Genomic DNA, 16098 nt, shown 5'->3' on the forward strand with positions numbered 1-16098 from the left:
TTTTAGCATTTTGCGTTAATGCTCATTGCATTGAATCTGTTCATTACCTTTTGATTTGATTCAGACTTTGGTAGTTTTCATAAGCTTCCTGCCACAGCTCTGTATCCTCAGGTTCGTAGGTCTCGGGGGAAAAGGAAGCAGCCATGACCTCCCGTACCTCGGCCAAGCTACTCACTTCACCATGTGCAAGGAATTGCAGCATGCAATTCCCGGCTGAAGTCGCCTCTGCCGGGCCTGCCACCACCGGGACACCGGCTGCATTGGCTGTAAACTGGCATAATAGTCGATTGTGTACACCGCCACCAACCATATGAATGACACGAGGTCTTGTACCTGTAATCAACTGCAGTTCATCCAGCGTCTGTCTGAATTCCAGTGCAAGACTTTCCAGAATACAGCGCACAATCGCTCCAGTCGTTTCAGGCACAGTCTGTCCGGTGAGACTGCATTGTTGCCGTATTCGTTCAGACATATTTCCTGGCGCCAAATACACGCCATCTCCCGGCGATACATAACTTTGATGCGGCGTTGCCAAGGTAGCCAATTGAATCAGTTCTTCATGTGTAAAAAGTTGATTCTCCCGCTCCCATTGCCGTTTGCATTCCTGTAGCAACCACAACCCTGAACGATTTTTCAGGGTGCGCACTTTCCCACTTACCGTCCCTTCATTGGTGAATCCCCATGCACGACTTCGGTCATCCAATACAGGTGCATCACGCTCCACCCCCATAAGAGACCAGGTACCACAGCTGATAAAAGCGAAATCTGAATCCATCGCAGGAATTGCTGCCAAGGCAGATGCGGTATCATGTGAGCCCACAGAGACTACCTGCATCGGTCCAGTCCGTAACTCCGCGCACAACTCATTTGTTAAATCGCCCAGCACGGTACCCGGTTGAATGAGCTTTGGAAATAATGTTTCCGGTATACCGAGACGCCCGATCAGATGTTCATTCCAACGCGCCTCGCCTGCATGCAACAGCCCGCTGGTACTTGCAATCGTATACTCACAAGCCTGCTGACCAGATAGATAATAGTGAAATAAATCCGGCATAAATAACATGCGCACATCCGGACGCAAAACTTCGGCCTGCTCTCGTACACTGCCTAGCAGTTGGAATACGGTATTGATCTGCTGCGGCAAAACGCCGGACATGGCATACAGTTCTTCTTCTTTCACAAGGTGCAGAACTTCTTCCATCCACTGTGCATTACGCGCTTCCCGGTAGTGACGTGGGTTCGAGCACAACCTTCCCGCACCATCCACCAGTCCATAGTCCACTCCCCACGTATCCACTGCTATAGAACGGACCGATGGAGAGATGCCTTGCGTCCCTTTCACAATGCCTTGTTTTAATTCATGAAAAAGTCGCAAGAAATCCCAATACAATCCGTCCCCCAGCTGCACGGGTTCGTTGTTGAATCGATGCACTTCTTGTAACGAGAGTCTGTTTCCATCAAAAGAACCCCAGACTACGCGTCCACTACCGGCGCCGTAATCGGCAGCAAGCACATGTGTTGCTTGATCGCCCATTCTTTCATGCCTCCTTAACTCTACGCGATATGCCGTATTCGAGTTCTGAACACAGCTTTCAAGAGAACGCCATGTTACCTCATTTCACAAGGAACATGGCGTTTGACAGGAATGAAACTTTATTTTAACGATACAACGGGCCAAACACACTGCAAGCACGGTAGTCTGCGCTCTCCGGCTCACTTGTACCGAACAATCCCCATGCACGCGGACGGAAAATTTCCGTTTCAGGTACATTATGCATATTGACCGGAATGCGAAGCATGGAAGCGAGCGTAATCAGATCAGCACCGATGTGTCCATGCGAGATGGAGCCATGGTTAGCGCCCCATTGGTTCATGACTTCGTATACGGAAGTAAACGCTCCCGATCCGGTTAGAACTGGTGCAAACCAGGTGGATGGCCAGGTTGGATCTGTCCGCTGATCCAGCGTATCATGCACATCTTCAGGCAGATCGACCGTGTAACCCTGAGCGATTTGCAACACGGGACCCAGTCCTTTGATCAGATTCAGACGTGTCATCGTTACAGGCATGCCACCTTTGGTCAGAAAATCCGCTGAATAGCCGCCCCCGCGGAAATATTCTACGGATGCCGGTCTCCACGATGTTGCTTTCAGACAGTCCTGAACTTCCTCATCTGTAATTTCCCAGAAAGGTTTGAGGACAGGCTTCCCGTCTCTGGACTGTTGTCCTGTGCCATCCAAAGCTGCGGAACCGGAGTTAATCAGATGCAGGATGCCATCCTTCGCGTTTCCTTCCAACTGGTGTCCCGTCACACGCTGTACTGAATCTGGACTCCAATACGTACGCACATCAGCAAAGATCTGTGCCGTATGTGTCAGCAGCGAACCAAACAACATGGACACTCCATTCAAGCTATCATTCTCTGTTGCAACCAGATAAGGCGCACGTTTGCCATTCCAGTCAAAGGAAGAGTTTAATATCGACTCCAGAAAATCTCCGTTCGGAGAATGATCCGTCCACTGCCGTTGTCCCTGGAAGCCGGATACAATCGCGTGGTGGCCCATCGATTCCTCTGTAAACCCAAGCTCTGCCAATCTTGGGTTGCCCACCATGAGGTCACGCACAATTTGGGTCATTTTCACAACCGTTTCCCATTCATACTCTTTGCGTTTACGATCTGTTTGCAGATGGGCAGCGTTGTTGTCCGGACCTTCGCTACAATTCTCCTTCACCCATGCCAGTGCGAGCTTATACTCCTCAGGGTCATAGATTTCTTCTTCGATACGACGAGTGAGTTCACTCATATCCACGTATTCATTGCGCATGCCCAGATACTCCTGGAAAAATGAATCGTTCACAATCGAGCCTGCGATCCCCATGGATACCGATCCAATGGACAGATACGCTTGCCCTTTCAAGGTAGCGGCTGCAAGCCCCGCACGGCTGAACCGGAGCAATTTCTCACGCACGTCATCGGGAATTGTTGTATCCCCGCCGTCTTGCACATCCTCTCCATAGATTCCAAAGGCCGGAATCCCCTTCTGTGCATGGGCAGAGAGAACTGCCGCCAGATAGACTGCACCTGGACGCTCAGTCCCGTTAAAACCCCAGATGGCTGTTGGAATGGATGGTGACATGTCCATCGTTTCCGTACCATAACACCAGCATGGTGTCACGGTGATCGTTACGCCAACGTTGGAACGGCTGAATAGTTCTGAGGCTGCGGCCGCTTCGGCCACTCCGCCAATACAGGTCTCGGCCACAACACACTCCACCGCGGAGCCGTCAGGATAACGCAGTTCGGCTGCAAGCAGTTCCGCAACAGATGTCGCCATCCGCATCGTTTGCTCTTCCAGTGACTCCCGAACACCCTTGCGTCTTCCATCAATCGTGGGACGAATACCAATCTTGGGGAAAGCCTGCTTATAACGATAATCCTGATGTGTCATACTGGAATGTCCTCCTTCAATTCGTTTCATAGAATTTGGGTTGAATTGAGAAACCTTCTGTCTGATTCATATGCATTGTTTGGAATGAGATAATGACGGAGATAGAACCGATACCCGGGTGGCACGCAAGAGTTGCATACACAGATTATCAAAAGCACTACTTGAGTGTTGAATGCGTTTACATATTTTAAAAATGACAATAAACCACTTCATTAATTAGCTATGTATGTAGTTCCTCTATTCGAGATAATGGAACGTGCATGAGCGAATTTAACAAAATGGTTTATGTAGTAAAGACGTTCAGAACCCTTTAGGGTTATCGGTAACCCTAACATAGCATGAGCCTATCTTGCTGTCAATTGGCATTATCCTATAGAATGGTAAGACTATGTTGCGGAAAGGTTAGATTCTAATGATTACCATTTACGATATTGCCAAAAAAGCCAACGTCTCCGCCATGACGGTCTCCAAGGTCATTAACCATACAGGCCGCATAAGTTCCGCGACACGTGAACGTGTGCAACAGGTGATCGACGAACTGGGTTACATCCCAAACTCCAATGCACGCAGCCTTGTGCTTCAACGAACGCAGATGCTCTCCCTTCTGATTACGGATATTACCAACCCTTTTTATACAACACTGGCGCGTGGTGCTGAAGATGCAGCCCATCTTCGGGGGTACCGTCTTTTATTTGGCAATAGTGACGAGGATTACAATAAGGAAAAGGATTACGTAGATGCGATTCTGTCTACTCGCGTGGATGGTGTACTCTATGCCCCGGCGGGAGATCGTTCTCTCCCTCATCTGAAACAATTGCAGGAACGTCACATTCCGTTTGTCTTTCTGGACCGCACCGTACCTGGCATTACGTCAGATATGATTGCCGGAGATAGCCGGGAAGGCGCGATTGAGCTGATCCGCTATCTGGTGCAATTGGGACACCGGCGCATTGCACTGGTCAATGGTTCTTCGGAGGTTTCTACCGCCAGACTGCGGGAGGAAGGATATGTAGCGGGTTTACGTGAGGCCGGAGCTGATATCGATCCCGAGCTTGTGCTTCGTACCGGGTACCGGGATTTCAGCGATGTAGAGGGACTGGATCGACTGCTTTCACAACCGGATCAACCAACAGCCATTTTTGCCGCCAACAACATGCTGGCGATTGGGGTCATCCGGCTTTTGCGCAAACGTGGACTTCGTGTGCCAGAAGACATCTCCGTCGTGTGTTTCGACGATCTGGATCTGGCTTCTGCTTTTGATCCTTTCCTGACTGTAGCTGCACAGCCCGCGTATGAATTTGGGTTTCAGGGCGTACAGATGCTGATTGACCGAATTGAGGGAAAAGCCCCTTCCGAAGCCCAAACCGTCATTCTACCGTCAGAACTGCGTATACGGGCTTCAGCTACTGCTCCACGTGAGCAAGAATAGAGTTAAGCACCAGAATTGACTAAATAAGTGGACCAAAAATTATTTACACTGACACTACGATAACAGAACAACCTTCCAATCGCTGTTATCCCCAGATTTTTTCATTCCCTTTTAAAGGGGAAATCCGGAGATAGCGTATGCTTCCGATGTAGCTTTCTTGCAGAAAGCTTGTAGGCGAACGCTTCGCTTTTTCAGGTTTTTTCTGTCCTCTCCGTTATCGTGTAAATGATTAGTCCCACTTATCTGGATTAGGTCCCGTTCAAATTAGAAAAATGTACAACATAAACAGGGTGCACCGGAGATTACCCTCTGGTTGCACCCTGTTTGATGTTCATTCGTTAGAATGACCCGTTTGTCCGGTCCGATTGGTTTGTCAGGTTCATTCAGGTTCGTCGTTTCATTCAGTTCCATCCATGCCGATATTTCTACCGCTCCGACTGTAATGCAAGAGCGACCTCACGAACGAGTCCCGGGAACCATTCCATCAGAGGTTCGAACGTATATCCCGCTTGTTCAGCTTTTGTCGTCTCCATCGTCCATGATTGCTCAATTCCGAAGGGTGACATGTCTTCTTTTACGGTTTCCGTGAGGATCTGGGACTGCATGCCCGTGACCGTCTCGATCAGATGAATCATGGCTGACAGCGTAATCGCGCCCTTGGAAGCTGCATTCACCGGACCGGTAATGGACGAATGTCCAAGCCAAGCGAGAAATCTTGCCGCTTCGGTGGAATTGATAAATCCAATCTCCGCTTCCGGATTTGGCATGCCGATCGGTTTTCCTTTTTGCACATGTTCAATATGAAAATGAAGTCTTCTCGTATAATCATCAATCCCGAGTACAATGGGAATGCGCATCGCCACAACCGGGAAATCCGCTTCCTGGAAAAATACAGCCTCCGCAAGCCGTTTGCCTTCTCCATACGAAAAATCGGCCGCACTCCCATACTGTAATGGATATGTATACGGGTCAAAATCCGTTTCCTTAAATCCAGGTCTTGGATCACCGTACACCGAGAGTGTGGATGTCAGAACGTATCTTTTGGTGCGACCTGCAAAAGCTTCACATGCCGCTTTCGCCGCATCTGGGGAATAACAGATATTGTCGTACACAACATCCCACATGTCTGTCTGCGCAACCTCTGCCAGTGATTCCGGGTCTTCACGATCCATCTTAATTCGATTCACTTCGGGACCGAAATCGACATCCGTTTTACCACGAGTTGCGACTGTGATCTGAGACTTCCCTTCCCACAGCAAGTGATCTACCAGACGTTTACCGAAAAAACGTGTACCCCCAAGTATAAGAACTTTATTCATCCGAAAAACCTCCTATCATGTTCGATTATGTTTAACAATTTGAAGCATGGTGTTAGCGTTCCGTTGAAACTCATATGAAGTTGGTTCTTCGGATACCGTGTACCCACGCTCTTCAAGTATTAATTTTAATTCATCCATGTGTTTGTAACGTTCGCCAGACAGATCCACTGTTGGAAAAATGCGAACCTCTCGTTTGGTCACACGCAGCAGTTCCATCACGGTTGCAACATGAAAATCAACATCCAATCGATCCGCATACGTAAACAGGAAATGGGCGGATAACGTCAGATCGAATTGTTCATCCGCAAAGGGTAGATCCGGGAGCACAGACGCCACATAACGGTCAGGAAACATTCTCATATCTGCGACGCAATCTGTAATGGCACGAGTTCGCTCTTCCTTTAACCCCTGGATTGATCCAAATTGATCCCACACATATATGCTTTGCACCGGTTCCATCTGTTTCATCGTATGCTCAATGTCCTGAAATCCCTTTACTTCAAGCTCGTCGATCTCATATTCGTAGGCCATATCCACGGCCATGGGGTTGGCACCCAAGTTGCGCGCCTGGCTACTAAATGAACAAGCACCGCCTGGACAATCCAGAATGGACTTGCCTGTAAGATCCTCCACCGTCAGGTTGAACATCTTCATATATTCCTCGAAGGTTCTTCCGATGAAAACAATCTGTGACAGTTCCAAACCACCAGAATCATTGGACTGCTGATCTTCTCCGCTGTTCTTCAGCTCATCTCTATTGTTGCTCTGCTCATCTCTTCTCATCTCGTCTCAGCTACCTTTCCTGCTCTTGAATCAATCGTTAGGGAACACAAGTCCAATCTGCTTCCGAATCTGATCCATGACCTGCATCGTAACATAAGAGCGTTCATACGTGTTCATGTCAGATTCCTTTTTGCCTTCATGAACCAGATTCACGAACTCCTCCACTTCATAATACATCGCCGGATGGTTTTGTTCGACTGTGAGCTGCTCCACCGTACCGTCATTGTATCGTATCTCTGCATGTTCTGGTGAGCCAATCTTGTCAATGATGATGCTGCCCAGTTCCCCCATAATTTCGCTTGGTACATGAGAATTGGAGATTTTGGAGTATGTAACGACCGCATCCATCCCATCATAGTCCAGCAGCACACTGCCCTGTCCATCCACGCCAGATTCCAGCATCATCGCTTGGGACTGAACCCGGTTAGGTGCACCAAACAACGTAATCAATGGGTAGAGACAATATACACCGAGATCCATTAACGCCCCATTAGCGAGTTCAGGCTTGAATGCGTTCAGGACAATCCCCTCTTTGTACTTGTCGTAACGCGAAGAATACTGAGAGTATCCTGCTACATATTTACGGACAGGACCGATTTTATGCAGGCTCTTCTGCACCATTTTGAACTGGGGAACAAGGGTCGATTTCATCGCTTCCATGAGCAGAACCTGATGTTCTCGTGCTGTATCGATAATACTCCGAACTTCGGCGCTATTTGCAGCCAGAGGTTTCTCGCACAATACGTGTTTACCGTTTCTCAGAAAAAGCTCAGCCTGCTCTGCATGAACCGTATTTGGTGTTGCAATGTAGACTGCATCAATCACATCACTTGCCGCCAACTCTTCCAGATCGGTGAAGCGGTGTTCAACATCATATTTATCTGCAAATGCGTTAGCCTTATCTTCAGTTCTTGAATACACGGCGGTTAATTTGAATCCTTCAACCTGTGCTGCGGCTTCCAGAAGCCTTTCCGTAATCCAGTTGGTACCCACTACGCCAAAACGAACCATGCCTACCTACCTCTTTCATCTATAAATTTCATTTGAGTTCTATATGAGTTCAACTAAAGAATATTTACACTTACCACTCCGATGACAGAACAACCTTCCGATCGCTGTTATCCCCAGATTTTTTTGATTCCGCTTATAATGGGGTAAATCCGGGGATAGCGTATGCTTCCGAAGCAGCTTTCTTTCAGAAAGCTTTTAGGCGAACGCTTCGCTTCTTCACGTTATTTCTGTCCTCTCCGTTCTCGTGTAGAAAGTTTTAGTTGAACCTATATAACCTTTATACCATCCTGTATATTGTAGCTCATATTTCGTTCAGATTGAAGGAAGGTACTTTATCCCAAATATCGATATCTTGCTTTTTAAGTTGAAACTTCGTCAATCGCTTGGAATCAGGGGTATAATTAAAGATGAGGTGATTACCGTGGAAAGTCCAGATCAAGATCGCATACTGCCCGAAGCTATAGATGAAAAATACTGGCATGCCATCATCCACAACGATAATTCTTATGATGGAACGTTCTTTTACGGCGTGCAGACAACGGGCATTTTCTGCCGACCTTCCTGTAAGTCCAGAGCACCCAAAGCTGAAAATGTGCTGATATTTCAACATGTTGAAGAAGCATTGGCACGAAGGTTCAGACCCTGCAAACGTTGTAAACCTACAGGCGAGCGGGTACCTGATCAGGAGTGGATATACGGGATCACGGATTACATCGAACATCATTATGCCGAACCTCTAACCTTGGATGTCCTTGCCACCGTAAGTCATGGCAGTCCTTATCATCTGCATCGTGTGTTTAAGAGGATTACAGGCCGCACACCGGTTCAATATATACAGGAAAAACGAATCACCGAAGCCCGGAAGTTGCTTGAACATACCAGACACACCGTCACCGAGATTGGCCGCCATGTCGGTATACCCAACTCAGCTTATTTCATTACTGTATTTCGCAAATATACAGGTCTCACACCTGCACATTACCGTGAAAGGCATGAGAACTTATGAAGACGAACCTTACTTACAAAGTACCCAAAACGTTACTCAACAAGGGGACAGGGTTCCTTAAAGGCTATACACATACGCTAAATCCTTACACAGGCTGCGCCTTTGGTTGTTCCTATTGTTATGTCAGACAGATGCCTGTCTCCTTGTTTCGCAAAGAGGATTGGGGAAGCTGGGTTGATGTGAAACAGGAGGCCTCCCAAGTGTTCGCAAGAGAATTGCAGCGTGCCCTGAGGAAAGGGAAAGTCACTCTTTTCATGTCATCCAGTACCGATCCATATCAACCCGCTGAGTACAAGGAGTGTATCACGCGTTCATTACTTGAAACGATGGTACAGCATCCACCCGATTTTGTATTAGTCCAGACCCGCAGTCCACTCGTTACACGGGATATAGATCTGCTACAGCAGTTAGGTGACCGGGTTCGGGTCAGCATGACGGTGGAGACGGATCTGGACGATATGCGCAAGCATTTCAGTCCTTCCGCTCCCCCGATTGCAGGCCGATTACGTGCACTGGAACAGTTGCGGGATGCCGGAATACCCACGCAGGTTGCGATTGCTCCCGTGTTACCCAGCAGTGAACAGTTTGCAGCCATCTTGAGACCTCTGGTTCAGCGTGTATGCATTGACGATTATTTCATGGGCGATGGTAGCGAGGGCAAGCGCACCCGTCGACTCGGTATGGAGTCGCTCTATCAGCAAGTAGGGATGGAGCACTGGTATCATCCAGATGCGTATCAGACTGTGGTTCAGCGGATGAAAGACTATTTTGCCGAGGATGAAATCTGGATCAGTCAGGCGGGATTTGAGCCCTAAATGGCTATATAAATTGAACTAAAGAATATTACACTGGACATTCCAATGACAGAACAACCTTCGATCCGCTGTTATCCCCAGATTTTTTTAATTAATAAAAAACAGCCCCTTTCCTGGTTTAAAGGAAAAGGGGCTGTTCGTCATGATATAAAGAATAATGGCTATCTTACTTATCCAATGTATACAATGGCAGGTCCACCGGCAATGCAGCCGGGCGCTGACAGGAGCTTTTCATCTGGTAGAACGTCTGCTCATCTGATGAATCGTGGAATGCCCACATGGCCTCAAGAACATGGTATGCCAATTCCCCGCTCGCCCGGTGTGCACGTCCGCTGTGGGCTGCATAGGCCATATCTGCCACACCGATGCCGCGTGTATTTTCCTGATATCCTGGGAGAAGTGGAACTTCCGTCCATTCATGTTCACCTAACAAACGGTAACGAACGGGACCGCCGAAGGTATTGGGGTCAGGTACCTGCAATGTACCGTGCGTGCCATATATCTCAATCGGTGGCAATGCACTTCCGCCAAATACGTCAAAACTCGTAATCAGTGTGCCAATGGCTCCCTGTTCAAACTGTAACAGACCGGTAACGTGAGTTGGAATTTCGACGGGAACCGTCTGGCCTCTCTTTTTCTCACTCGTAATCGTACGCTCTTCCATGGCTTTACCTGTCATGCCTGCGATCGACTTGATCGGGCCCATCAGTTGGATCAATGCCGTGAGGTAGTACGGACCCATGTCAAACATTGGCCCACCACCAGAGGCGTAATAAAACTCCGGATCAGGATGCCAGTGCTCATGACCACGGCTCATCATAAATGCGGTCGCCGCTACCGGCTTACCGATGACCCCTTCCTCAACCAATTGAAGTGAAGTCTGGATGCCTGAACCAAAGAACGTTTCTGGTGCACAGCCCACGAGCAATCCTTTACGCTTGGCTGTTTCGAGCACGGCCTGCCCTTCTTCACGGGTAACAGCGAGTGGTTTTTCTACATAAACATGTTTACCAGATTCAAGCGCACGCAAGCATACATCCGCATGAACGGAAGGAATGGTCAGGTTGATGATCAGCTCAATCTCGGGATCAGCCAAGATTTCGTCGACGCTGTATACGTTAGGCACGTTATAGGCTGCTGCCTGCTCCTCGGCACGTTTCCGGTCGAGATCCGCAACAGCAACAAGTTCCAGCACCTCGAACCGGTGACAGTTTTCCATATAAATTCCACTGATTTTACCGCAGCCAATAATGCCTACTTTCATTGTTTTCATACCTGGGGCTCCCTTCGCCGTGGATCAGAAATGGTTTATCCATTGAGGATGAATGGTTAACACTGAAGTTACGTTTGCAATCAAACTACAATCTCATTAGTTCTGGTTGTCCGCCATACCTGTGTACACTTCGGTTGCTGAACTTACTCGACTCTTGGCAAGTTCTTTACCTGCTGCTGTCCATTTGAATCCACTGCGCATCATTTCAGTCACGGGTTTCATGTCTACAATGTCTGAATGGTGTCCCAGTGAGTTGTAGAATACACGCCCAGCGCCCCAGCGTTTCGTCCAGACAACCGGCATATCTACCGGTCCATTCGCCGCATGCGGCCCTGTCACCACTGGAAAACGAGTTGTTGCCAGCACTTCCACTGCCGGGTCTACGTGCAGGTAGTACTGTTCACTTTTCACCTGAAAATCTTCAATATGATCCAATAACGGGCTAGAGCCACGCTTCATGTTCACCATATACTCCACACCATCATTGCCTGGATGAGCAACCCATTGTCCACCCGTCATAAACTGCCAGTCTACATTATTTCGGAAGGCATCACACATCCCGCCATGAAGACCAGCCAAGCCCACACCGCTCTGAACAGCCGCGGATACGTTATTGACGAGTTCTTGCTCAATCTGTCCCATCGTCCACAACGGCACGATCAGATCCAGACCCAGAAGCTTCTCTGCATCCGCATAAGAATCCAACGTATTTGAGACTTCAACCTCAAACTGCTCTTCCTTCAAAATACGCTCAAAAATCGCTGCTACCTGCTCCGGTTCATGTCCATCCCAGCCGCCCCATACAATCAGTGCTTTACTCATCGTTTATTCACTCGCTTTCGCCTAGTTTAGTTGTGTTCAACCCTATTCCTGACATCACTGTCTTGCTTGCTCACATCTCTTCAAGCGTCACCCAGCGCCGTTCTGTTACCGAACGTTCTACCGCTTCCAGTACAGCCTGACAAGCGACCCCATCGTGGAAACTCGGTGATGGTTGTCGTCCTTCAGAGATCGCTGTCACCAGCTCCAGCATTTCATGGGTGAACGTGTGCTCGAATCCAATCGTATGTCCGGCAGGCCACCAAGCTTCAGCATATTTATGTGCCGGATCGGTTGCCAGTACACGGCGGAATCCCTGTACGTCCTCTTCATCCTTTGTAAAGTACACTTCCAGTTCGTTCATCCGTTCAAAATCAAAGCGTACACTGCCGAGGCTGCCGTTAATCTCAAACGAGTTTGTACTACGATGCCCCGCTGCAAAACGTGTAGCCTCGAAGCTGCCCAGCGCACCTCCTGCGAATCGTGCCAAGAACAACGTCGCGTCGTCGACGGTCACTTCTCCTTTCGGTGCATCCGCATTTGAACTGCCCTTTGCACTCAGCCCGGTCATCTCGGCTGCAAGTGGTCGTTCTTTGATAAAAGTTTCGCTCATGCCGATAACTTCCTGGAATTCACCAACAAGGAAACGAGCCAGATCAATTAGATGCGCGCCCAGATCCCCATGGGAACCGGAACCAGCCACTTCTTTTTGCAAACGCCATACCAGCGGGAACGAAGGGTCCATGATCCAGTCCTGAAGGAAAAACGCACGGAAATGATAGATTTTACCCAATCGTCCGCTCTCTACCAGATCTTTGGCCAACTGCACCGCTGGTGAGAAACGATAGTTGAACCCGACCATATGGGCGACTCCAGCATCCTCTGCTGCCTGAAGCATCTCACGCGAATCCGCAAGCGACAGGGCAAGTGGTTTCTCACAAAACAGATGTTTGCCCTGACGAGCTGCTTCCAACGCAATTTCCTTGTGGGCATCACTTGGCGCGTTAATATCAATCAGATCAATATCATCCCGCTTCACTAGTTCACGCCAATCAGTCACACTCTCGGACCAGCCGAACTGACTTGCTGCCTCCTGCACTCCCTGCTCGTTACGTCCACAGATCACAGACATCTCAGGCTGCAGCGGAGCAGACGGGAAAAACATCGGCAGACTGCGATAGGCATTACTGTGGGCCTTCCCCATAAATTTGTATCCAACCATTCCGACACGAAGACGATTTGACATGATCATTTCCTCCTTTGGAATAATAAAAAGTCTTTCAATATGTGCACCAATAAACTATTGACGGATAGAAGAAGCACGGATGATCAGTTCGGTAGGCAGCAACGCTCTTGCTGATTCGGTTACCGCTACAACAGAGTTATTCGCTTTATGCGTGTCACCCACAGACCCATGCATAAGCTTTGATGCTGCAAGTTCACCCATCTCAAAAAACGGAACCCTGACGCTGCTCAGCGGCGGAACCGCCATCTCGGCGGCATCGGAGTCGTCATAACCCACAAATGCCGGAAAATCCTCCACCCGGATTCCCCGCTCACGCAAACCATGCATGACCCCAATAGCCATCCGGTCATTGGCCGCAAATACAGCATCAATCTCATGTAACCGATCTGCTACAATCGATGCCGCCTCAATGCCACTCCGTCTACTATAATTCCCCTCAAGCAATAGACTCGGGTCCAGCTCCATACCTGCTTCTTGTAAGCCAAGACGGACACCTTTCATTCGCTCCTGGCTGTTGGAATAGCTGTCCGGACCATTGAGAAAAGCGATTTTGCGATACCCTTGATCCGTAAGATGACGTATGGCAAGCCTGCTTCCTTCCACATGATCCGCATCCACTTCCGTGAACGATTGGCCCTCAAAATGCTGATTCATGACACAGAACGGGTGTCCTTCCCGGTGAAGCTGCTGCATAGCCGCCAGTTCTTCATGATCATCTCTGGCACCAAGGATAATGCAAGCGTCCACTTTCTGACGCCGGAACAGATCCGTATAATTCATTACTTCACCGGGTGTCCGGAACATAACCAGCAGGTCCATGCCATTGTCTCTGGCTTTGCTTCCAATCCCACTCAGCATTTCCGAGAAAAAATACGCCGAGAACAGATGCGCCTTCGGAACATAAGGCAATACTACGCCAAGGTTCCCGCTTTTACTTCTGGCAAAACTGCGAGCAAGAGCGCTGGGCACATAGCCTAACTGTTCGGAAGCTTCAAGAACCTTGCGGCGTGTCTCTTCTTTAATAGGACCTACCCCATTAAGCACCCGGGAGACCGTCGCCTCGGAAACACCCGCAAGATCAGCCACTTCTTTACGAGATGCCATGAATTTCACCCCCTTTTATATAAATTAAACTAAAGATTATTTACACGGGCACTACGATGACAGAACAACCTTCCAATCGCTGTTACCCCCAGATTTTTCGATTCCTTTTTATTAAAGGGGAAAATCCGGGGATAGCGTATGCTTCCGATGCAGCTTTCTTCCAGAAAGCTTTTAGGCGAACGCTTTGCTTTTTCAGGTTTTTTCTGTCCTCTCCGTTATCGTGCAAATGATTAGTTCAACATATATAGCTCATCATTTAATCATAAAATGGTTAAAAATCGATATTTATGTACGCGCGTACATTTTCTCATGCCATGTAACCGTTGTCAATGCTTTTAACATAAAAAATAATGAGGGCTTGGGTTAATCCAAGCCCTCATTATTATCTTGCCAGAGATGGTACTTTCATTGAATCCGTGCCCTGTAACCTTAGGGGTTCAAGGTACTTATCAAAGTCACTACAACGATTTCAGTTGATCCTATTTGTTCAATAATGGGGAGTGCAGCTCACAACGTCGTTGTAACGCCAAGATCAACGGAGGATTGACTAAACTCAGCCTGCTCCATTGTTTTCACATGACTGGGAATGCGATCCGAGGGTTCTGGCGTGGATTGGAGCTGTCTTACTTTGTGCAGCACTTCTTTGTTAGGCAGGAAGTGTTGGGAACGAATAAACCGAATTGTTTTGGTTTTGGCACGCATAACAATCGAATCCGTCTCGGCTCTATCATCCGCAAGATATCGTACCCCTCCCAAGATCTCACCTGGCGTCACACCTGTTGCGGCAAAAATGACATCCTCTGTGCCGATCATATCCTGCATCGTTAACACTTTGTAAGGATTATCAATTCCCATCTGCAAGCAGCGCTGGAATTCGTCTGCGTTGGCAGGCATCAGACGACCTTGAATCTCACCCCCAAGGCAAGATAGCGCTGCGGCAGCCAGCACACCTTCTGGCGCTCCTCCAGATCCGACATAGAGATCAATACCCGCCTCGGGGAAGGCCGGTGCCATCGCACCCGCAACATCACCGTCACTGAGGAACTTGATCCGCACGCCAACCTTGCGCAGGGTCTTAATTGTGCTCTCATGTCGTACACGATCCAGAATCATCACAGTGAGATCCGAGATGTTTTTGTTCAATGCGGCAGCGGCTTTCTCCAGTGTGACTTCAACCGGGTCTTCAATGCTAACTTTGCCTACAAGTGCAGGCCCTACCGCCAGTTTCTCCATATACATGTCCGGTGCGTGGAGCAGGTTACCTTTTCCCGCCACTGCAATAACCGATAGAGCGTTGTTTAGTCCTTTGGCCACGATTTCTGTACCTTCGAGCGGGTCTACAGCCACGTCAACCTCAGGCCCCTCAGCGTTGCCCACTTCCTCGCCGATGTACAACATGGGTGCTTCATCCATTTCTCCTTCACCGATTACCACCGTGCCGCGAATGGACACGGAATCGAACATGGCGCGCATGGCCAAAGTAGCCGCTTCATCTGCACTGTTCTTGTCGCCTCGTCCCATCCAGGGTGCTGAAGCTAACGCAGCCAATTCTGTTACTCTGACAATTTCCAACGCCAGTTCGCGTTCCATTTTTCCCACTTCCTTTCCAATTTCCAAAAGCATAACGTGAAAGCGGTACTAAATCCATCGCAAATCCATATGAAATTGATCTATAAAAGGCGTAGTAGCGCCTTTCGAACGCTTTATACCTTATTTATCCAATTAATATTTTGATCAATTTCACTTTTTTTTCGGCTGGTTTTAAGAGTCCAATCCTCCTGATTTATTACTTGAAATATTAATTTTATTTTCCATTTTCCGCTCTAAAACTAAATAATTCAACA

13 protein-coding genes are annotated in these 16098 nt (G+C 48.5%); 3 read left to right on the forward strand and 10 right to left on the reverse strand.

Annotation, left to right across the window (positions count from 1 at the left end):
• Positions 1–43 precede the first annotated feature (43 nt).
• Together V6669_RS17075 and V6669_RS17080 are read right to left on the reverse strand one after the other, a co-directional pair.
• Positions 44–1534: a rhamnulokinase family protein gene (locus V6669_RS17075; RefSeq protein WP_338587105.1), complete on the reverse strand. Its 1491-nt coding sequence runs from the start codon at positions 1532–1534 to the stop codon at positions 44–46.
• A 124-nt stretch (positions 1535–1658) separates the two neighbouring features.
• Positions 1659–3449: an L-fucose isomerase gene (locus V6669_RS17080; RefSeq protein WP_338587106.1), complete on the reverse strand. Its 1791-nt coding sequence runs from the start codon at positions 3447–3449 to the stop codon at positions 1659–1661.
• A gap of 412 nt (positions 3450–3861) precedes the next feature.
• Here V6669_RS17080 and V6669_RS17085 point away from each other — a divergent pair, with 412 nt between their 5' ends.
• Complete coding sequence (locus V6669_RS17085; RefSeq protein WP_338587107.1) at positions 3862–4878, forward strand: LacI family DNA-binding transcriptional regulator; 1017 nt, start codon at positions 3862–3864, stop codon at positions 4876–4878.
• A gap of 425 nt (positions 4879–5303) precedes the next feature.
• Here V6669_RS17085 and V6669_RS17090 read toward each other — a convergent pair whose 3' ends face one another.
• Genes V6669_RS17090 through V6669_RS17100 form a run of 3 tightly spaced genes read right to left on the reverse strand, consistent with a single transcriptional unit; the run spans position 5304 to position 7991 of the window.
• Complete coding sequence (locus tag V6669_RS17090; RefSeq protein WP_338587108.1) at positions 5304–6197, reverse strand: NAD-dependent epimerase/dehydratase family protein; 894 nt, start codon at positions 6195–6197, stop codon at positions 5304–5306.
• 15 nt (positions 6198–6212) lie between these two features.
• Complete coding sequence (locus tag V6669_RS17095) at positions 6213–6980, reverse strand: SAM-dependent methyltransferase (RefSeq protein WP_338587109.1); 768 nt, start codon at positions 6978–6980, stop codon at positions 6213–6215.
• A gap of 30 nt (positions 6981–7010) precedes the next feature.
• The gene (locus tag V6669_RS17100) at positions 7011–7991 is read right to left on the reverse strand and encodes a Gfo/Idh/MocA family oxidoreductase (RefSeq protein ID WP_338587111.1); all 981 of its coding nucleotides are present in this window, start codon (positions 7989–7991) and stop codon (positions 7011–7013) included.
• Between the two features lie 421 nt (positions 7992–8412).
• Here V6669_RS17100 and V6669_RS17105 point away from each other — a divergent pair, with 421 nt between their 5' ends.
• Both V6669_RS17105 and V6669_RS17110 read left to right on the forward strand, forming a co-directional pair.
• A complete protein-coding gene (locus tag V6669_RS17105; RefSeq protein ID WP_338587112.1) occupies positions 8413–8997 on the forward strand; it encodes a bifunctional transcriptional activator/DNA repair enzyme AdaA in 585 nt (194 codons plus the stop codon).
• The gene (locus V6669_RS17110; protein WP_338587113.1) at positions 8994–9812 is read left to right on the forward strand and encodes a radical SAM protein; all 819 of its coding nucleotides are present in this window, start codon (positions 8994–8996) and stop codon (positions 9810–9812) included. The genes V6669_RS17105 and V6669_RS17110 overlap by 4 nt, the downstream gene beginning before the upstream one ends.
• 166 nt (positions 9813–9978) lie before the next feature.
• On the opposite strand, the gene V6669_RS17115 is transcribed toward V6669_RS17110, so the two are convergent.
• The 5 genes from V6669_RS17115 to glpX all read right to left on the reverse strand — a co-directional run bounded on the left by V6669_RS17115 (position 9979) and on the right by glpX (position 15844).
• Positions 9979–11085: a Gfo/Idh/MocA family oxidoreductase gene (locus tag V6669_RS17115; RefSeq protein WP_100527455.1), complete on the reverse strand. Its 1107-nt coding sequence runs from the start codon at positions 11083–11085 to the stop codon at positions 9979–9981.
• Positions 11086–11181: 96 nt separating this feature from the next.
• Entirely contained in the window at positions 11182–11907 is a 726-nt protein-coding gene (locus V6669_RS17120; RefSeq protein ID WP_338587114.1) for a ThuA domain-containing protein, read from the reverse strand.
• 70 nt (positions 11908–11977) lie between these two features.
• The gene (locus tag V6669_RS17125) at positions 11978–13150 is read right to left on the reverse strand and encodes a Gfo/Idh/MocA family oxidoreductase (protein ID WP_076217227.1); all 1173 of its coding nucleotides are present in this window, start codon (positions 13148–13150) and stop codon (positions 11978–11980) included.
• A gap of 54 nt (positions 13151–13204) precedes the next feature.
• Complete coding sequence (locus V6669_RS17130) at positions 13205–14254, reverse strand: LacI family DNA-binding transcriptional regulator (RefSeq protein WP_338587115.1); 1050 nt, start codon at positions 14252–14254, stop codon at positions 13205–13207.
• A 507-nt stretch (positions 14255–14761) separates the two neighbouring features.
• The gene (gene glpX / locus V6669_RS17135; RefSeq protein WP_091029562.1) at positions 14762–15844 is read right to left on the reverse strand and encodes a class II fructose-bisphosphatase; all 1083 of its coding nucleotides are present in this window, start codon (positions 15842–15844) and stop codon (positions 14762–14764) included.
• Positions 15845–16098: the final 254 nt, after the last annotated feature.

Origin of the sequence: Paenibacillus sp. Y5S-9, assembly GCF_036894235.1 — a bacterium.
Lineage (GTDB): Bacteria > Bacillota > Bacilli > Paenibacillales > Paenibacillaceae > Paenibacillus.